The following is a 19,200-nucleotide window of genomic DNA, read 5'->3' on the forward strand; positions in this document are numbered from 1 at the left end:
TCGCGGGCCAAGCTCAGGCTGCCTTGCGATCGGTTCTTGATACGGAGAAGTCGGCCTGGACCACACTGGACTGATCCTTGCGGCGCAACCAGACGACCATCGGTCCGGACATGGCGGTGGAGATCAGCGCCATGATCACCAGCATGGTGAACAGGGTGGGCGACAGCACGCCGAGGTCGAGCCCGACGTTGAGCACCACCAACTCGGTCAGGCCGCGACAGTTCATCAGCGAGCCCACCTGCCAGGAGTGGTTCCAGCTCTCCCCCACCGCCCGAGCGGCCATGGCCGAGCCGACCAGCTTGCCGGCGACCGCGACCACCAGGATCAGCCCACACCACAGCCACAGCTCCAGGTTCGCGCCGAGCAGGCCGATCTCGGTGCGCAACCCGCTGTAGGCGAAGAACAGCGGCAGCAGCAGCGCGGCGGTCAGCCCACCGACCTTGTCGTGCAGCCACTCCTCGATCAGGTTGTCACGCGGGAAGATCATGCCGAACACGAACGCACCGAACATGGCGTGCACACCGATCCACTCGGTGGCCATGGCGCACAACAGGATCGCGACCAGAGCGAGCGGGGCGATCCCGCGCACGTGGTGCGGCTTCATCCGGGTGACCCACCTGGCGAGCAACGGCCGCAGGACGAAGAACATCAGCGCGGCGAACACCATGGTGAGGCCGATGGTGAGCAACACCCCCATCATCGACGACGCGGTGACCAGCGCGACGACCAGCGCGAGCAGGCTCCATGCGGTGACGTCGTCGATCAGCGCACAGGTCAGCGCCACGACGCCGACCTCGGTTCGGAACAGTCCGAGATCCTGGAGGATGCGCACCAGCACCGGCAATGCCGTCACGCTCATCGACACCCCGAAGAACAGCGCGAACGCCAGGTAGCCGGTTCCCTCCGGGGCGAACTTGAGGTAGGCGAACACGGCCAGCGCGACGCCGAGCAGGAACGGCAGCGAGATGCTGACATGGCTGACCAGGAGCGCGAGCTGTCCCCTGCCCTGCAACAGCTTCGTGTTGAGCTCGAGCCCGGTCAGGAACACGAACAGGATCACGCCGAGCTGGGCCAGGACGTTGAGCTGCGGCACGACCGCCTTGGGCAGCAGCACCGCGGCGCCGCTCGGCCACAGCGCGGCAAGCACCGAGGGACCGAGCAGGATGCCGGCGGTGATCTCGCCGATCACCGGCGGTTGGCCGAGTCGTTGTACCAGCCAGCCGGCCGCCTTGCACGCGCCCACCACCACCGCCACCGCGAGCAGCAGTTGGGCCAGTGGATGGCCGACCATCATCTTCGCCGTCGACGGGGCCGACGAGTCGTTGTTCGCGCCGGTCAGCAACGCGATCGCGACCAGCGCCGGGGCGATCACCATGACGACGTAGATCAGAATCGCTCGCGCGTTCCGGTTGCGTAACCGGGTGCGCGAGCCATTGGCAGCCATGTTTTCGCTCCTTGATTGTCGGGATGACGCACCGTGACCCGGACTTCCGGGCCACGGTGCGTCGATGGCGGGATCAGAACGTGGCGATGCCGTTCGATCCGCCGTGTCCACCTTCGGTGATCGGCAGGTAGTCGAACACCTGCTTGCGACCGAGCGAGGTCAGGCTTCCGTTGTCGTTGACCCGGAACGCGTAGACCCCACCGGCAAAGGCGTCGAGCCCGTACAGGAACCGGCTGTCCCCGCTGAGCCCGATGTCCAGCAAGCCGATGGCCGTGTTGTCGTTGACCCGGTCAACGCCGTCCTCGGCCGTCGCGACCGCGTGCTGCAGCGACATTCCGCCGTCCTTGGCGAGGCTGAACGAGCTGATCGTTCCGTTGGCGAGCGGGGCCGAGGCGAACGCGATGTTCTTGCTCGTGTGCGCCACGATCCAGCACGTGTCGGTCTGCCCGGTGGCGACCGGACCCTTGATCAGTTTGATCGTGCCGTCCGGCGCCAGCGAGTAGCTGGACACCTGACCGACACCCTCGACCCGGTCCGCACCGTTCTGCTCGGCCATCAGCAGGGTGCCGTCCTTGGTGAACGTGAAGCCGTACGGCCCGTTGCCGGCCGACTCGTTCACCACGGGCGGCGCCAGGGTGCCGTTCTCCCGCACCGCGAAGGTGAGGATGGCGCCCTTGGGGAAACCGGTGGCCTCATCGGTCTTCCCGGCCCGCCGCTCGGTGGCGACGAGCGTCTTGCCGTCCGGGCTGAACCCGATCTGTGCGCAACCGGAGTCACGCTCCTCGGTCAGCGGACGGGTCGAGCCCTCGATCTGGGTGAGCGTTCCGTCGGCGGCGACCCGGAAGCCGTTGACCGAAGGAAGCTGACCGGTGGTGCAGTTCTCCAGGAGGCCTTCGCCCACCCACAGCCGATCGTCGTACTCACCGCTGTGCAGGACGTAGAGCAGGCCCTTGCTCACCGTCAGGCTGACCGGCTTCTCGCCGCCGGACGGCACCTTCGATGCCAACTCGAGGCCGTCGGCCTTGATCCGGAACACCGAGATCGAGTTGCTGCCCATGTTGGGCACGAACAGCAGTTCGGCCTTGTTCACCACGTTGGTCGGGCTCGCCTCGCCATCGGCGGTGCCGACGACGAGCGCCTGGGACACGTCCTCGACCGAGCCGCTGCCCTTGCCGCCGGTCTGGTACCGGCCGACCTCGGTCAGCGCACCGTCCTGGTTCCGGAAGAACGCCGCCACCTCGTTGCCCTTGGCATCATTGGACATCACGAAGACGGCGCCCTGCCGAAGATCAACCGCACCGGTGTCGGCCTCGGCGTTCCCTGCGGGCGCCGAGCCGTCGCCGGCCGGGGCCGACTGGTCGTTCGCGGTCTGCTGGACCGCGAGCAGCGACCCACCGGACCACATGTAGCCGACCGCCGTCACGATCGTGAGGGCGAGCACCATGCTGAGTCCGACCAGCAGGTGGTCACGCAGCCGGAGTCGGACGACCGTCTGCGCGGGGGCGGAGGACCACTGTGGCTGCCCTGGATAGCCACCGGCGGGCTGCCGTTCGTAGGCCGGGAAGTCCTCGGTCGGCGGGTTGTAGTCGTACTCGTCCGACTCCGCCAGTTGTTCTTCTACGGGGTCCGGCGCCACCGGCTTCCTGTCGCCGTCGGCGTCGGACGGCGACGCCGGCTTGTTCTCGTCGCTCATGCTGACTCCTCAAGATTGTGCCGCTTGGCACTCCTTTTGGTTGTTTCCGAACACCGTGACCATCCTGGCTGGACAGTCCCGCCTCATGCGGCCTGGCTTGGCCGTTGCTTGTACGAGTTCTCCAACACCCAGGCGTTCTCCAGTTCGGAGAAGTCCTCCGACTGCGCACGATGGGAGTGGTAACGCAAACGGCGCCGGCCGAGCACGACCATGGCGCCGCTGCGAAGTGCCGCTTGGTTACCGGGTAATATCCGGGTCCACTCCGATTCCCCTTGCGGGCAAATAAATGTGCCGTTGGTCGAGCCAACGTCGGTAACTTTGACGTCCCAATCGTTCAGCACGATCCTGGCGTGCACCCGAGAAACCGACATATCCGTCAGGCGAACCGGTTTCGCGGAGCCGTCCCGCACGGCCGGATCCGTCTCGGGACCGCGGCCGAGGACATGCTCCCGGTCGAGCGGGAACATCGTCCCGTCGTCGAGCACGAGCACGCCGAGCGCCGGCCGTTCACCGAGTACCGGCAACCGGGTCGCCTGAGTCATGGAGATCCCACAAACAGTGCAGTAATTCATTCTCGGGTCGTTGAAGTGCGACCTCCTGCAGTACACGCCGTGGACGAGGTTTCTCGCCTCCGCAGGCGCGCCGTTCGTTCCGGTCCGGTTGTCCATGTCCCGCTCTCCACCGTCTCAGCAATGGGCTGCTTCATCCTCACAGGATCGATTGCGTGCTCCTTCTTCTCGCGTGCGCGGCGCGGAGGGCACGGGCCGGTTCGAGCAATCTGGAACAAGTGATCTTGTAACGGAACCGGGGCAATGGAGCCACTGACGGGTGTGACCAACATGATCGATGTAGCGCCGCCGCTCACGGTGCTTCCGCCGGAACTCGAGCAGGCCGACTGGTGGACCGACGAGATGGTGTTCCGGGCCGGCATTCCGATGTACGACGTCCCGTTCGTGTCCGTCGGCGGCGGGATGGGTTCGTTCGTCACGGTCGACTACCTCCGGGTGGCCGGCGGCGTGCCGGCATCGGACATTCGCGTCCTGTCCAACCTCAGCCACCCGTGGCAGACCTACGAATATCTGACCCGGGTCTCCCAACTGCCACGCAGCAGGCGGATCCGCTCGGACTCCTCCTCGCGGCCGGACAACCTGTGGGGGTTCCCGTCCTACGCGATCCAGGAGGCCGTCCGGGACCGCACCGTCAAGCCGGTCAAGCAGGTGCTGCTCGAGCCGGTGTTCGCCGACTTCTACACCCCGCTGCTCGGCATGGTGCTGGACAGCATGCGCCGGGAGGCACAGCGCATCCGGTACTGGGACATGCTGGTGCAGGGCGAGGTCCGCACGGTGCGCAGGCGCGCGGGTGGCGGCTACTTCGCCGTGCAGGCGCCCCGCCCGAACCAGCCGAACGCCCCGGCCAGCGGGCTGATCGCGTACCGCTGCCGGGACGTGCACGTCGCGGTCGGCTACACCGGACTGCGCTTCCTGCCGGACCTGCAACGTTTCCGGGAACAGCACAACGACTACCACCATGTGGTGAACGGGTACGAGGACCACGAGCACGTCTACGAGTCGTTGCGCCGGCGGCCCGGAACCGTGCTGATCCGCGGCAGCGGGATCGTGACCTCGGCGGTGCTGCAGCGGCTGATCTGCGACCGGCTGCACCACGGGGCGCAGACCCGGATCGTTCAGATCATTCGCACCTACGTCAAAGGCGCGCACGGCCGGCACGCGTGGTCGCGGCGGCCCGGCTCGCACGGTTTCGCCTACCAGGGCTTCAACTATCCGAAGTCCGCGTGGGGCGGGCAGCTCAAGGCCCGGATGCGCCGGCGAGAGGGTGCCGACCGGGTACAGATGTACGACGAGATCGGCGGCACCACCACGCCGCTGCGCCGGCTCTGGCAGCACCATCTGCAGAACGGCCGGCGGGAGGGTTGGTACACCGCGTACTCCGGCAAGCTGGACAGCCTCGGCCTTGCTTCCAACGGCCAGGTGAAGGCCACCCTGCACAGCCCGGAGGGCGATCGCCGGCTACGCGCCGACTACGTGATCGACTGCACCGGGCTGGACGCCGACGTGGCCGAGCACCGGGTGCTCGGCGACCTGCTGCACCACGGCGGAGCCCGACGCAACCCGCTCGGCCGGCTGGACGTGGAGCCGAGTTTCGAGCTGCGCGGCTCGGCCAGCGGGATGGGCCGGGTCTACGTCACCGGGGCGGCTTCGTTCGGCGGCTACTTCCCCGGTGTGGACACGTTCCTCGGGCTGCAGATCTCCGCCCAGGAGGTCGTGGACGACATCGCCCGGCGCAACCTGTGCCGGCGGATGGGACCGCTCCGCTCGACCGTCGAGTGGCTCAAGTGGGCCCGCAACCGGCAGATCTGACCCTCGGGAGGCGAACAAGACAATGGTGCCAACCGTACTCGGTCGCATCCAGACGCGGCTGTTCCTGCTGCTGGTGATCGGCGGGCCGCTGACCGCGCTGATCACCCCGCTGCTCCCGGTGGACGGCCCGATGAGCGCGCGCTACACGGCCACGTTCGTCGTGCTGGCCGGGGTCGCCGTGCTCGGCATCGGCTGGGAGCTCATCTACCACCTCATCATGCAGTGGCGTTGGGAGAAGGACTGGCCGACGATCTTCGGGCTGCTCACGATGATCCCGGAAGGCATCCTGCTCGGCGCGCTGGCCGGGCTGAACCTGCTGCCCTGGCTGCCCGGCCCGGTTCCGCTCGGGGCGTTCGCGATCCACTTCGGCACCGTCTGGATCGCCGTCTGGCTGGTCGGACAAGGTCCCATGCGGGTGCCGTTCGTCCATTGGCGGTTCAACGGTGGCCGGTTGGTATGACCGGCACATCCGTGGATTCCGCCGTCCGCCGGTTGGCGGACGGCGGAATCGTGGTCGTGGTCGACGACGAGAACCGGGAGAACGAGGGCGACCTGATCATGGCCGCCGAGCACGCCACCCCGGAGAAGGTGGCGTTCTTTCTGGAGTACACGTCGGGGTTCCTGTGCGTGGCCATCACCGCGGCCCGGGCCCGCGAGCTGGACCTGGAGCTGATGGTCCGGCACAACACCGAAAGCCACGGCACGGCGTTTCTGGTCAGCGTCGACTACCGGCACGGCACGAGCACCGGGATCAGCGCCGGGGACCGCGCGGCGACCGTCGCGGCGCTGGCCGCCGAGACGACCACGGCGGCCGACCTGGCCCGGCCGGGCCACATTCTGCCGCTGCTGGCGCGGGAACCGGGCGTGCTGGTGCGCGCCGGGCACACCGAGGCCGGGGTGGATCTGTGCCGGCTGGCCGGCGTGCGACCGGCGGCGCTGTTGTGCGAGCTGGTCACACCGGACCGGCTTGGCATGATGCGCGGCCCGGCGATCGAGGAGTTCGCCGCCCGGCACGGCCTGCCCCTGGTCACCATCGCCGAGCTGGTCGGCCGGCTGCGGGCTGCCGGTGGGCCGGTGGAGCGGGCCGGCGCGGCGGATATTCCCACACCGCTCGGCGATTTCCGGGCCATCGCCTACCGGTCCACGGTGGACGGAATCGAGCACCTGGCACTGGTGCTCGGCGACGTCGGCGACGGGACCGAAGTGCTGGTGCGGGTGCACAGCGAATGCCTGACCGGCGATGTGATCGGCTCGTTGCGCTGCGACTGCGGCGGGCAGTTCGACCTGGCCATGCGGCGGATCGCCGAGGCCGGCCGGGGCGTGCTGGTCTACCTGCGCGGGCACGAGGGTCGCGGGATCGGGTTGGCCCACAAGCTGCGCGCCTACCAGCTGCAGCAGGACGAGCGACTGGACACAGTGGACGCCAACCTGCGCCTCGGCCTTCCGGTCGACGGCCGCGAGTACGGCACCGCCGCGCACATCCTGCGTGACCTCGGGGTAAGCCGAATCCAACTGATGACGAACAATCCCGAGAAATATCATGGTCTGCTGGCCGCCGGTCTCGACATGGCCGGCACGATCGGACTGGAAACGCAGGCGACCGCGCACAACATCACCTATCTTTCGGCCAAACGCGACCGGCTCGGGCACCGCCTCGACATCCCGCCGCACGAACACCGGATCGCGCGGTAACCATGCGAATTTCATAAGTCCCCGATGTGCGGCTCACTGCCGGATCGGTCGGGCGTTTGGGACATTTGTGCTTGTCGTAGGGGATATCGATGGGATGTGGCGCGATGAGCGAAGCGCGGTGGAGGCTGTCGGTTGACCAGGACGGCGTGACCATTGCCGGCGACCGGTTCCGGTTGACGACCGCACCGCAGAAGTTCGCGGCGGACGAGGCGGTGTTCGGGTTGGCGGAGTCGGCCGAGATGGAGGAGATCGTGTCCGAGTTGGAGGCGATGACGAGGCGGACCTACGGCCAGTACTGCGGGCTGGCCCGCGCCATGGAGATCCTCGGCGAGCGCTGGGCGCCCATGATCATTCGTGATCTTCTGGTGTCCGCGAAGGGTTTCGGCGACCTGCAGAAGGGTCTGCCGCGGATGGCCGAGTCCGTGCTCAGCACCCGGCTGCGCGAGCTGGAGCACACCGGCGTGGTACGCCGCCGCTCCGTTCCGGTGCCGGCCGGTGGATCCGCCGAGTCGGTGGTGTACGAGGTGACCGCGTACGGCCGCGAGCTGGAGGACATCATGCTGCGGCTGGGCCGCTGGGGCGCGCAGCTGCTCGGCGACCCGAGGCCGGAGGACATCGTCACCCCCGACTCGCTGGTGATGGCACTGCGGGCCACCTTCCAGCCGCAGCACGCCGCCGGGGTGCGGGCGACCTTCGAGCTGCACATCCTCGACGTGGTCGTGCATGCCCGGATCGAGGACGGCACGCTGCGGGCCGGAGCCGGACAGGTGCCGGACGCCGACCTGGTCCTCGAGCCCGGTCTGGCGTTGCGCGAGCTGATGACCGGTGCGTTGACCCCGGCCGCGGCGATCACCGGCGGCAGCATCCGGATGATGGGCGACTCGGCGCTGCTCGGTCTGTTCACCCAGCTGTTCCAGCTTCCTCGGACCGCCACGCACGGCCATGGATGAAATCGTCGTACGCGCGGTCGAGCGAGCCATCGACACGATGCGGACCAACCTCGGGGATCGGCTCACCATCGACGACCTGGCCCGCTCGGCGATGTTCAGCAAGTTCCACTTCACCCGGGTGTTCCAGCGCATCACCGGCGTCTCGCCCGGCCGGTTCCTGTCCGCCATGCGGCTGGAGGAGGCGAAGCGGCTGCTGCTGACCACCGGCCTCACCGTCGCGGACATCAGCCACCGGGTCGGCTACAACAGCGTCGGCACGTTCAGCTCCCGGTTCCGGCACAGCGTCGGAGTTTCCCCGACCACCTACCGCCAGTTCGCCGGCAGCCCGACCGCGCTGCCGGTGGACGAGCAGCCCGCGACCGGGGCCCGGGGCACGGTCCGGGGCACCGTGATCGCCCCGCCGGACACCCATCCCAAGCTCATCTTCGTCGGCCTGTTTCCCAGCCGGATCCTTGAGGCGTCGGCCATTCGCACCACGTTGCTGCGCCAGCCGGGCCCGTACACACTGCACGATGTGCCGCCCGGCACCTGGCATCTGCTCGCCCACGCCCCGACGGATCCGGTTCCGCAGGTCGGCAACCATGGCACGATCTCCATTCATGCTCAGGTTACCGCCCGGATCGCCGACATCTACCTGCGTCCGGTCAGCACACTCGATCCGCCGGTTCTGATGGCCATGCACGACGGGCCGCCGGCCGCGCTCACCAAAGCGGCCTCCTGACACCGCAATTCGAAAGGTGCGGCGGCACCGTGCCGCGTGGACGCTTGATCCGGATCCATGCCTGGTCTTCGCATTGGTTCCGTGGTATCGGTTGAAGACCGGTAAGAGCCTGAGGAGGCCGTCGCATGGCAACAGTCGATGTTCCGGCAAGTGGCGCACAGACATTTCGCGGATGGCTCAACGGGCGCGGCCATAAGATCGCGCTGAACGTTTTCATGCTGATCGTGATCGCGCACTGGGTCGAGCACATCACCCAGGCGGTACAGATCTACGCCCTTGGTTGGGCCCGGCCGGAAGCCAAAGGCGCGCTGGGACTAGCGTTTCCGTGGCTGGTCACGTCCGAATGGCTGCATTACGGGTTCGCCATCGTGATGCTGGTCGGCCTGATCATGTTGCGGCCCGCGTTCACCGGCCGGGCGCGGAGCTGGTGGACCGCGGCGCTGTGGATCCAGGTCTGGCACCACCTCGAACACCTGCTGCTGCTGTTGCAGGCGCTCACCGGAACCTACCTGCTCGGCCAGAAGGCGCCGACGAGCATCGCCCAGCTGGTGTTCCCCCGCGTCGAACTGCACCTGTTCTACAACGCGATCGTGTTCATTCCGATGGTGGTCGCCGTCATCCTGCACATGCGCCCGCGCCCCGAGGAACGGGAGCTGATGAAGTGCACCTGCGCCTCGACCCGCACCTCGGCTTCGGTCTGAGCGGCATGGTGTCGTGATGGGCGCCGGGCTTGTCGGCGCCCAGCACGACGTCCTGGCGTGGTCGCTGGCCCAGCCGGGCCATGACCACCAGATCGATCTGCCGGTCACCATCGGACCGCTCATCCTGCGGGTGGTGCTGCTGGTGGCGGTGCCGGTGGTTGCCGCGTTCGCCATGCTGCGCGGCTTTCTGCCGGAACCGGACCGCCGCGCCGCGGCCCTTGTGGCCGGTACCGCCGCGGTCGCGGTCCTGCTGGAACTGATGGTGGCCAACGAGATCGACCTCCCGGTGCAGACCGTGCCGCTGGTCGGTGCCCTGCTGGCCGCCCCGATGTTCGTTGTCCTGTCCCGTGATCACCGGTTCGACCGGACCAGGTCCCGGCTGTGCCGGCTGGCCCCGTTGGTGGTCTCGGTGTGCGCGGCCCTCGCGTTCGTCGAGTTCGTCCGGGCGCTGGCCGGCGGCTGGGCACCGGTGCCGCTGCGCACCGGCGTCGTGCTGGCGCTGGTCGGGCTGGCCTGGTTCACCATCTGCCACCCGGGAATGTTGGTGCGGATCCAGGCGGCGCTGCTGGCCAACGCCGCACTGCTCGCCTCGGCCTACGGCCTGGCGCTCACCCTGCCACTCCGGACAGCGGCGCCCTAGCCGGCCGGGTGGTGACCTCGCCAACCGGCACCGGCCGGGCGCACTCCTCGCAGGCGAGTTGAGCGACCACATGGCCGGCGCAGTCCTTGTGTTCGGCGATCCGTGGCGGACCGGCCTCGTCGGCGAGATGGCGGTCGCCCCACTCCATCATCGTGATGATGACCGGGGCCAGCTCGCGGCCCTTGGTGGTCAGGTGGTACTCGTACCGCAGCGGCCGCTCCTGGTACGCCACCCGCTCGAGAATTCCGTTTTCCACCAGCCGGTTCAGCCGGTCGGTGAGCACGTTGCGGGCGATTCCCAACCGGGAGAGGAACCCGTCGAACCGGCGGACATCGAGCAGGGCGTCCCGAATGATCAGGAACGTCCACCGCTCACCGACGATCTCCAACGTCCGCGCCACCGAGCAGACTTGATCATAGGTACGTCCGAGCATGACTTCAGAGTACTAGCATATTGGTTGCTTGACCAGACCAACGGCACCCGTCAGGTTGCCACGATCCACGCCGTCGTGGCGCCGGTGCCGCCGCCGGCCTCCGCCGAGCTGCCGGTGACCGGGAAACCCAGCTGGCGCAGGTGTTCCGCGGCGGTGGGGTCGGTGCCGGCGGCGCTCTTGTAGTGGCTGACCAGCAGCCGGCCGCCCGGCTCGACCAGGACGGCGAGGGCGTGCCGGATCAGGTCCGCGCGCCGGGCCACCGGCACCGCGTCGAGCAGCGTGTGCACGAAGGTGAACCGGCGACCGGGTGCGTAGTCGATGCCGTTGCCGACCTCGATCCGGCCGGCCCAGTGCGGCAGCCGGGACCTGGCCAGCTCGACCAGGCGGGGCGCGATGTCCACCCCGTACGGCTCGATGGCGTAGCCGCGCTCGGCCGCCCAGTCGCGCACCGATTCCATCAACAGCCCGTTGGCACAGCCGATGTCGAGGAACGTGCCGTCCCGGTCGATGCCGTCCACGATCATCGAGCGGCGGGCTCGCCACTGTGCCGCGTCGCCGCCGAAACCCGAACCCTCCTGTGGTGTGCGGCCGAGCAGGTAGGCCGGTTCGAGCAACCGGGTGTTGCCGGCGTAGTAGTCGGCATCGGACTGGTCGCGGTAGGCGGCCGCGCCGTCGAGCACCGCCCTGGCGGCGACCGGATCGAGCCGCGCGGCGAGCGCCTCCGCGGAGTCGACGACCGGGTCGATCGTGGCGTGCGGCCGCCGCCCGGTGTACCGGTCGCCGTCCAGCCAGATGTAGAGCCGGTCGCCGTCGGCGGCGAACGGGTGCACCCGTTGCCGGCGGTATCCCAACGTCTCCAGGGGAATGCGCAGGGAGGAGTCCAGCAGGTAGTGCTCGCCCGGCGCGACCTCGCCGGCGGCCAGCCGCGGCCCGGGCAGCGCGACGCACCGGCCGTCCGGCAGAAACGGCACGAACGTCAGGTGACGCACCGTGTCCTGCGGCGGGTCAGTCGTGATGATCCGGTAGGACATGCCCGCATCATGCCAATCGGCCCAAGGCCAACAAAAGGCCAACATTTCTCCAACACGGCTGCGCTGGGATCCGGACTGTGCGTCCCACCTCAACCTGGAGGATCACATGATCTCTCGCTTATCGCGCCGGGTGCTCGGCTCGGCGTTGCTCGCCGGGCTGGCCGGCCTGGTGTTCGTCGCGCCGGCCGCGTCGCAGGTGCCGGCCGAAGCATCGGCGCCGGCACCCGGCCGGGTGCTCTACGCCGACGACGCGCGTGCCGTACCCGACCGGTACATCGTGTCGCTCGGCGCGAACACCCCGGGCGACGACGTCGACCGGCTGGCCGGCGAGCTGACCGCCCGCTACGGCGGCAAGAAGGGGTTCACCTACACCGCCGCGATGAAGGGCTTCTCCCTCGAGGCCAGCGCCGACACCGCGTCCCGGCTGGCCGGGGACCGGGCGGTCGAATACGTGGCCCAGGACATCGAAATCACTCCCGACGCCCTCAGCGTGCAGGTCAACCCGCCGTCCTGGGGCCTGGACCGGATCGACCAGCGGTCGCTCCCGCTGGACAACAAGTACCACTACCCGAACACCGCCAACTCGGTGACCGCCTACGTGATCGACACCGGGATCCTGCTGAACCACCAGGAGTTCGGTGGCCGCGCGATCTGCGGCTGGGACCCGTACCTCGGCGGCTGCCTGCCGTGCCCGGTCGGCGTCGCGCAGTTCCACGGCACGCACGTGGCCGGCACCATCGGCGGGCGCTCCGTGGGTGTGGCCAAGGGCGTGCGGATCGTCTCGGTGCGGGTGTTCGACTGCACCGGCACGACCACCGCGGCCGTGGTGATCGCCGGCGTGAACTTCGTGACGCTGTCCCAGTCACTCAACCCGGCCCAGCGCAGCGTGGCCAACATGAGCCTCGGCGGCGGCGCGTTCGCGCCGCTGGACGCGGCGGTCACCGCCTCGATCGCGACCAACGTGCACTACTCGGTCGCGGCCGGCAACAGCAACGCCAACGCATGCCTGTTCTCCCCGGCCGCCACGCCGAGGGCCACCACGGTGGGCTCGACGAACATCGCCGACAACCGGTCCGGCTTCTCGAACTTCGGTCCGTGCCTCGACGTGTTCGCCCCGGGCGAGAACATCTTCTCCGCCTCCAACGCCGGCACCGCCGCCTACGCGGTGGCCAGCGGCACCTCGATGGCGGCCCCGCACGCCGCCGGCACCGCGGCACTGTGGCGGCACAAGTTCCCGGCCGACAACGCCGACCAGGTAGCCACCGCGCTGGCCGCCAACGCCACCCCGGGCGTGGTGATCAACCCCGGCGCCGGGTCGCCCAACCTGTTGCTGTTCATGGGGATGGTCCCGGTCTAACCGACCGGTGATCCGACGGAGGCCGGCGCGGCAGGCGCCGGCCTCCGTCGCGTGTCGGGTCAGCCGCCCATCGACTCCCACATGGCGCAGTTGCTCGCCGCGCCGATGTCCACCGGCCGAACCCCGCCCGGCCCGAGGTCAAGGGTCAGCACGTCGGCCGCGGTGCGGAACCGGGGCCAGTCCGGCAGACCGGGTCCGTTGGGGTTGCCGCGGTGGGCGAAGTTCGCCCAGTACCCGATCATCGTGCCGGCCAGCGCCTGCTGCGGCGCGGACAGCTCATGGTGGCCCGGGAACAGGAAGTTGAGCTCGACCGAGTGCTCGGCGCCCTCGTCGAAGCCCGGCACGTCGACCAGTGGCGGCGCGGTCCGGTCGGCGAACTGGTAGGCGTGCACCGGAACCGGGAACGGCCGGGCGGCGAAGGTGCGGTAGCTGCCCAGATGGCTGCAGGTGGACAGCAGACCGGGGGCATCGGTCTGCACCGTGGCCAGCGCGATGCCCGGAGTCGGGTAGGCCGACAGCGGATAGCGGGTGAGCACCTGCTCGGCATCGGCACCGTAGCTCGACCGCACGATCTGCTCGAACGTGGCGGCGTCCACCGGTCGCCCGGCGCCGTCGTGCTGCAGGCTCACGAACAGCCGCATCTCGTCCTTGGCATTGCCGAGCATCATCGGCACGTGGTGGAACCGGTCGGCGCGCAGCGCGTCCGGCGGCTGCATGGGCAGCAACCGGCCGCCGATCACCGGGAAGCCGCCCGGCCAGGCCGCCACCAGGTCCCCGACCGGCTTGTCCCGCAGGCAGCGCAGCACGGTGGCCGGATCGGCGCACCCGATGCCGGCGGCGAAGGTGGCACCGGCCGCCTCGGCGTCCGGCCGCGGGGTCATCGGCCAGCCGCAGGTGAAGCTCTGCAGGATGGCCTTGTGGAACAGCCCGGCGGCGGCCGGCGAGATCAGGTTCATGCACACGCTGCCGCTGCCGGCCGACGAGCCGAAGATGGTGACGTTGCCCGGATCCCCGCCGAACGCCGCGGCGTTGCGGCGCACCCAGCGCAGCGCGGCCTGCTGGTCCTCGATGCCGAAGTTGCCGGACTCGGCCCCGCGCCGCTCACCGTCCAGCGCCGGCAGGGCCAGAAAACCCAGCGCTCCCAACCGGTAGTTGACGGTCACCACGATGACGTCGCCGGCGGCGGCCAGCGTGCGCCCGTCCTGCTCCGCGCCGCTGCCGTTGGTGTAGCCGCCGCCGTGGAACCACACCAGCACCGGAAGCCGGCCGGATGCCCGGCGCGGCGTGACCACGTTGAGGAACAGGCAGTCCTCGTGGTCGCTGGCCGGCCGGCTGAAGAACGGCGTCTGGGCGCAGTCCGGCCCGGGCACCGACGCGTCCAGCGGTTCCCGCCAGCGCGGCGCCGGCTGCGGCGAGCGCCAGCGCAGTTCGCCGACCGGCGCCGCCGCGTAGGGAATTCCGTTGAAGGCGCGGTAGTTCTCGCCCAGCACACCGCGGACCGGACCCCGGTCGGTCTGCACAACGTTGCGGGAACCGGTCGGGGCTCCGGTGGCCGGTACCGCGGCCCCGGTCAGCAGCAGGCCTATCGCGCCCGCGGCGGCGAGCATGCTTCGACGCCAGCTCATCTCTTGCTCCATAAGGGTTGTTGGTGGTTCCGGTGCACGGGACTCAGCTGCCGGGAACGAAGCTGACCCGGGCGATCCGGGTGCCCCACTGGTTGCCGCCGACGAAGTACGGCTGGGTGAGCACGGCGGTCCGGGCGGCCGGCGGACCGACCGGGGCGGAGTCCACATGGACGCTGGAGAAGCCGCCGAACGGGCCGCTTGCCATGCTGGGCGATCCCTGCACCAGCGGGAGGTCACTGTTGATCAGTGCGGGTACTCCGGCGCCGGGGCTGACCGCGTTCATGGTGGCGGACGGACTCACGCAGGGCGTGGCGCCGGTGTCGGTGTAGGCCCAGTTGAGCCAGAGGTAGAACCCGTTGGGGGTCTCCTCGAACGCGCCGATGGACGGGTTGAAGTCGTCACTGGTCGAACCGTGGAAGGCGACCGTGCTGTACGCGGTGTTGCTTTCGGTGTTGATCACGCCGTACCGCACGGTCGGAAAGCCGTGCAGGTCGACGGTGTGCGCGTACCAGATGAACGGGGAGTTGACCGCCTGCACCGGCGGCGCCGCCAGCCGGCCGTCGCCCGGGTCGAGCACGCTCTCGCCCGCCTCCGGGCACTGGCTCACCCGGCGCGGCGGCGAACCGAACGCCGCCGGGATCGACGCCTGCAGCACCAGTCTCGGCTGCGCGGCGGCGGTGTTGGTCATCCGGTAGAGCCGGTAGCCGAAGTCCGGAACCGCTGCCACGAAGTAGGACTTGGTGGTGGGACCGAGCGGGATCCCGGTCACCGTGACCGGCGCGGCGGAGAACGCCACGGTGAACGCGGGGAAGTCCAGCGGCGCACCGGCGTAGAGCTTCTCCTTGGCCACCGACCAGGCCGCCGAGCCGACGTAGCCGGGGTTGAAGTTGTTGGTGGAGGACAGGATCGCCCGCTGGTCCTGGCCGAGGTACGGGAAGTCCAGCCGGGCGCCGGCCGGGAACATCGAGCCGCCGAAGCTCAGGTCGTAGACGTGGTAACCCTCGCAGGCGTCCACGGTCGTGGTGGCGGCCAGGAACAGCCGGGGCGCGACGCCGGCCCGGCCCGGGGTGCTGGCGATGATCACGAACCGGCCGGCGTGGCTGTCGAACAGGGTGCGCGGGGAGAACACCTCGGTCGAGCCCGCCCCGAGCCAGGCGGCCAGCGTGTTGCCGCACCGGACGGTGCCGTCCTTGTTGAAGACCGTGACCCGTCCGTTGGCGGTCTGCATGATCTGGGTGGTGCCGACGCTCGAGCTGGCATCGGCGTTGGTGCCGCCGCTGCCGGACTGCACGATGCCGATGAAGTTGGCGTTGACGGCGAGCCTCGGCAGACCCGTACCCGGCCGGGTCGGGCCGTTGCTGTTCGGGCTGCCGACGGTCCGGCCGGCGCCGTTGGGGTCCGCGGTCAGGCCGGCCGTCTTGTCACTCCGGGGACGCCCGGCAGCGGCGGCGCCGGGCGGCTTTCCGTCCATCCCCAATGGACCGTGCCCTGCGGTCGCGGCCACCGGTGGCGCCGGCGGGTTCGCCCGCTGGTCGACCAACCGGGCGGTGCCGCTCCCCCGGCCGCTCGCCGCGATCGCTGCTCCCTCGTCGTTCTGGCCCGCCGCGCTCTCCGCGCTGACCAGTGCGCCGCCGAGCAGGCCGGTCAGGGCCAGGGTTACGGTCAGTTTCCGAACTTGTGCCACGAGATCCTCCTCCAACGCGCTGGTTCACAGCAGCACGGGCAGCTCCGTCAGTGAGCGAAACGCGGTCGAGTCGCGCCAGGCCGGCTGCCATTCGTCCGGGCCGGGCAGCCTGATGCCGGAGTAGCGGCCGAACAGCCGCAGCAGCGTCTGTTCGACCTGCAGGTGCACCATCGCCCGGCCGAGACACAGGTGCGGCCCGATGCCGAACCCGACGCTCATCCCGTCTTCGCGATCGATCCGCAGCGTGTCGGGGTCGGGGAACCGATCCGGGTCGCGGTTGGCCCGGAAGATGTCCAGCAGCAATGGCTGCCCGGGCCTGATGTGCTGTTCCCCGACGTACTGGTCAACCAGGGCGGTCCGGCCGCTGATCTTGACCGGCCCGTAGAACCGGAGGATCTCGTCGACCGCGGGGCCGGCCAGCTCCGGCCGCAGGCGCAACAACTCGAGCTGGTCTCGATAACTGAGCAGGGCGAAGACGCCGTTGCCGATCACCTGGGCGGTCGTCTCCTGGCCGAGCAGCATGAGCAGCACGGTGGCGACCGCCTCCTCGTCATCGAGGCGGTCACCACCGTTCGCCGCGGTCAGAATGTCGCTCAGCAGATCGGAACCGGGGCGGGCCCGGCGCTCGGCGACGATCGGCATCAGGAACCGGGTGAAGGCGCCCACCGCGTCCATCGCCTCGAGCAGGATCGGCTTGCCGGCGCCCAGCTCCAGCATGCCGCTCAGCCGCGGTAACTCCTTGCTGATCAGGGCCGCGCCGGCCGGGCCGAGACCGAACAGCTCGGTGGACACCGCGGTCGAGATGGGATAGCCCAGTTCGGCGAGCACGTCGATCCGGCCGGAGCGTCCGGCCAGCACCGAATCCACAATGGACACGACACGCGGCCGGAACCGCGCCAGGGCGTCCCCGGTCACCGTCGGCGCGACCAGCTCCCGTAATCGGGTGTGGGCGGGCGCATCGGAGAACAGCGCCATCTTCGTCAGCACCGGCGGCAACCCACCGGCTCCGCCGACCGCGTCGAGCAACGCCAGGTTGGTCCTGATGTCGTTGCTCCACCCCTCGCCGTGCAGGACCTTCGCCACGTCCGCATAGGAAGAGGCGATGAACACGCCGTACTTTTCACTGAACGACACCAGACCGACGGTGCGACCGGCCGAGGCCGGCAGCGAGTCGCAGGCAGACAGCAGGCTCAACCCGGACAGTGCCAGGGCGCCGCGCAGCAGGGTACGTCTGTCCATTGAGGTCCTTATCTCATCCGGCAACGGTTTCCGGTGCCGCGGCCCGGCGCCGCGGCAGCAGTCCGAGCGTGATCAGACCGCCGAGCACGGCGAAGATCACACAGGTGACGAAGCCGGCCTGCAGCGCCGTGTTCAGCGGGTCGAGCCCGTCGGAACCGGCCGTGTAGGCCACCACGATCGTCGACGGGACGGCAACGCCGATCGCACCGCCGAACTGGAACGCCGCGGTGTTGAGCGCGGAGGCCAGGCCGGACTCGCTCTCGACCACCCCGGTGAGCGCGGCGATCGAGCCGGCCACATAGGTCATTCCCAGGCCAGGCCCGAAGATCAGCAGACCGAGGAAGATGTCACCGAAGTAGGTGCCGCCGACCGACACGCCGATCAGCAGGACGAGGCCGATCGCACACAGGGTGAACCCGACGACCGCGACCGTCCGGGTGCCGATCCTGGTCACCAGCGCCTGACCGGTGTACGACCCGACCACGGCCATGCCGGTCATCACGACCGTGCCGATCCCGAACAGGATGGCCGAGTAGCCGAGCACCTGTTGTGCGTACAGGGAAACGAGGAACGACGAGCCGAAGCCGATGGTGCCGAGCATCAGCATGCCCAGGTTTCCGCCGACCAGCGTGCGGGACCGGAAGATCCGCAGCGGGACCAGCGGGGACACCGACCGGCGCTCGATTCGCAGGAACAGCGCGATCAGCAGGGCACCCACCGCGAACAGGCCCACCGTCTGGATGTCCAGCCAGCCGACCTCCGGCGCCTCGACCAGAGCGTAGACCAGCAGCACCGCGGCGACGGTCACGGTCACCGCGCCGGCGACGTCGAACGAGCGGGTGCGGTCGCGGTCATGGCTCTCCCGCAGCAGCACCGGGCTGAGCGCGATCAGCACGGCGGCCACCGGAACGTTGATGTAGAAGATCCACTCCCAGCCCAGGCCGTCGGTGAGCGTGCCGCCGATCAGCAGCGCCGCGGTGGCACCGACTCCGCCGATGCCGGACCAGATGCCGAGTGCCTTGTTCCGTTCGGCTCCGTCCTCGAATGTGGTCAACAGGATGGACAGTGCGGTCGGGGCCATGATCGCCGCCGAGACACCCTGCACCGCCCGGGCCGCGACCAGCAGGCCGCTGGTCCAGGCCAGCCCGCAGACCAGTGACGAGACCAGGAACAGTCCGGTCCCGATCATGAACATCCGGCGCCGGCCGAGCAGGTCGGCCGAGCGGCCGCCGAGCAGCAGCAGGCCGCCGAAGGTGAGCAGGTAGGCGCTCAGCACCCACTGCGCGCCACCCTTGGAGAAACCCAGCTCCGCCTCGATCGACGGCACCGCGAGGATGACGATCTGGGCGTCCAGAATCACCATGAAGGAAGCCGAGCAGAGCAGCGCGAGGGCCTTCCACCGGCGTGGATCGAGATTCCGATGGGCGGCCTCGCCGGTCGAGGCAGCGGTATTGATCGTGTCGGTCATTTCCCCTCCTGTCGTTGATAGCGTGCGGATACCGGTGCGACCGGGCTCGGTAATCGGGTTCTCAACCGGTCGCGGTGATCCGGAACGGGGAATTGACCGCAGCTGTTATGGCACATGATTCCGTATCGTTTCCAGCCGCCTGCG

Annotated in this window: 17 protein-coding genes; 8 read left to right on the forward strand and 9 right to left on the reverse strand. The window is 69.3% G+C overall.

The genetic code is table 11. From position 1 onward, the window contains the following. Positions 1-13 precede the first annotated feature (13 nt). The 3 genes from VFV67_RS33475 to VFV67_RS33485 form a co-directional block, all read right to left on the reverse strand. Complete coding sequence (locus tag VFV67_RS33475) at positions 14-1,444, reverse strand: cation:proton antiporter (protein ID WP_326474721.1); 1,431 nt, start codon at positions 1,442-1,444, stop codon at positions 14-16. 73 nt (positions 1,445-1,517) lie between these two features. Continuing rightward, positions 1,518-3,137 (reverse strand): beta-propeller fold lactonase family protein, encoded by a 1,620-nt coding sequence (locus VFV67_RS33480; protein ID WP_326474722.1) that lies wholly within the window; start codon positions 3,135-3,137, stop codon positions 1,518-1,520. Positions 3,138-3,220: 83 nt separating this feature from the next. After that, complete coding sequence (locus VFV67_RS33485; RefSeq protein WP_326474723.1) at positions 3,221-3,805, reverse strand: FHA domain-containing protein; 585 nt, start codon at positions 3,803-3,805, stop codon at positions 3,221-3,223. Between the two features lie 171 nt (positions 3,806-3,976). Here VFV67_RS33485 and VFV67_RS33490 point away from each other — a divergent pair, with 171 nt between their 5' ends. The 7 genes from VFV67_RS33490 to VFV67_RS33520 all read left to right on the forward strand — a co-directional run bounded on the left by VFV67_RS33490 (position 3,977) and on the right by VFV67_RS33520 (position 10,219). Continuing rightward, entirely contained in the window at positions 3,977-5,515 is a 1,539-nt protein-coding gene (locus tag VFV67_RS33490; RefSeq protein ID WP_326474724.1) for a hypothetical protein, read from the forward strand. Positions 5,516-5,537: 22 nt separating this feature from the next. Continuing rightward, positions 5,538-5,975 carry a hypothetical protein gene (locus tag VFV67_RS33495; protein WP_326474725.1) on the forward strand — a complete coding sequence of 146 codons (438 nt, stop codon included), beginning with the start codon at positions 5,538-5,540 and terminating at the stop codon, positions 5,973-5,975. Further along, on the forward strand, positions 5,972-7,207 hold the full coding sequence (locus VFV67_RS33500; protein ID WP_326474726.1) for a bifunctional 3,4-dihydroxy-2-butanone-4-phosphate synthase/GTP cyclohydrolase II: 1,236 nt from the start codon (positions 5,972-5,974) through the stop codon (positions 7,205-7,207). The genes VFV67_RS33495 and VFV67_RS33500 overlap by 4 nt, the downstream gene beginning before the upstream one ends. Before the next feature lie 104 nt (positions 7,208-7,311). Further along, positions 7,312-8,157, forward strand: coding sequence for a helix-turn-helix domain-containing protein (locus VFV67_RS33505; RefSeq protein WP_326474727.1), 846 nt, complete (start codon positions 7,312-7,314; stop codon positions 8,155-8,157). Then, on the forward strand, positions 8,150-8,878 hold the full coding sequence (locus VFV67_RS33510; protein WP_326474728.1) for an AraC family transcriptional regulator: 729 nt from the start codon (positions 8,150-8,152) through the stop codon (positions 8,876-8,878). Before VFV67_RS33505 ends, VFV67_RS33510 begins: the two co-directional genes overlap by 8 nt. A 125-nt stretch (positions 8,879-9,003) precedes the next feature. Beyond that, complete coding sequence (locus VFV67_RS33515; protein WP_326474729.1) at positions 9,004-9,579, forward strand: hypothetical protein; 576 nt, start codon at positions 9,004-9,006, stop codon at positions 9,577-9,579. 16 nt (positions 9,580-9,595) lie between these two features. Next, a complete protein-coding gene (locus VFV67_RS33520) occupies positions 9,596-10,219 on the forward strand; it encodes a DUF6239 family natural product biosynthesis protein (protein WP_326474730.1) in 624 nt (207 codons plus the stop codon). Here the strand turns inward: VFV67_RS33520 and VFV67_RS33525 are convergent. Both VFV67_RS33525 and VFV67_RS33530 read right to left on the reverse strand, forming a co-directional pair. Continuing rightward, positions 10,188-10,652, reverse strand: a complete 465-nt coding sequence (locus tag VFV67_RS33525) for a helix-turn-helix domain-containing protein (RefSeq protein ID WP_326474731.1) — start codon at positions 10,650-10,652, stop codon at positions 10,188-10,190. The two genes, VFV67_RS33520 and VFV67_RS33525, sit on opposite strands and share 32 nt — an antisense overlap. 50 nt (positions 10,653-10,702) lie before the next feature. After that, the gene (locus VFV67_RS33530; RefSeq protein ID WP_326474732.1) at positions 10,703-11,683 is read right to left on the reverse strand and encodes a class I SAM-dependent methyltransferase; all 981 of its coding nucleotides are present in this window, start codon (positions 11,681-11,683) and stop codon (positions 10,703-10,705) included. Positions 11,684-11,789: 106 nt separating this feature from the next. On the opposite strand from VFV67_RS33530, the gene VFV67_RS33535 reads away from it, so the two are divergent. Continuing rightward, positions 11,790-13,040 carry a S8 family peptidase gene (locus VFV67_RS33535; RefSeq protein WP_326474733.1) on the forward strand — a complete coding sequence of 417 codons (1,251 nt, stop codon included), beginning with the start codon at positions 11,790-11,792 and terminating at the stop codon, positions 13,038-13,040. Between the two features lie 59 nt (positions 13,041-13,099). Here the strand turns inward: VFV67_RS33535 and VFV67_RS33540 are convergent, their stop codons facing one another. Genes VFV67_RS33540 through VFV67_RS33555 form a run of 4 tightly spaced genes read right to left on the reverse strand, consistent with a single transcriptional unit; the run spans position 13,100 to position 19,056 of the window. Beyond that, a complete protein-coding gene (locus VFV67_RS33540) occupies positions 13,100-14,665 on the reverse strand; it encodes a carboxylesterase/lipase family protein (RefSeq protein ID WP_326474734.1) in 1,566 nt (521 codons plus the stop codon). A 43-nt stretch (positions 14,666-14,708) separates the two neighbouring features. Next, positions 14,709-16,349 carry a hypothetical protein gene (locus VFV67_RS33545; RefSeq protein WP_326474735.1) on the reverse strand — a complete coding sequence of 547 codons (1,641 nt, stop codon included), beginning with the start codon at positions 16,347-16,349 and terminating at the stop codon, positions 14,709-14,711. 24 nt (positions 16,350-16,373) lie between these two features. Then, positions 16,374-17,588, reverse strand: a complete 1,215-nt coding sequence (locus VFV67_RS33550; protein WP_326474736.1) for a cytochrome P450 — start codon at positions 17,586-17,588, stop codon at positions 16,374-16,376. A 13-nt stretch (positions 17,589-17,601) separates the two neighbouring features. Then, positions 17,602-19,056 (reverse strand): MFS transporter, encoded by a 1,455-nt coding sequence (locus VFV67_RS33555; protein ID WP_326474737.1) that lies wholly within the window; start codon positions 19,054-19,056, stop codon positions 17,602-17,604. Positions 19,057-19,200: the final 144 nt, after the last annotated feature.

Source organism: Actinophytocola sp. (assembly GCF_035762905.1).
GTDB lineage: Bacteria > Actinomycetota > Actinomycetes > Mycobacteriales > Pseudonocardiaceae > DASYTH01.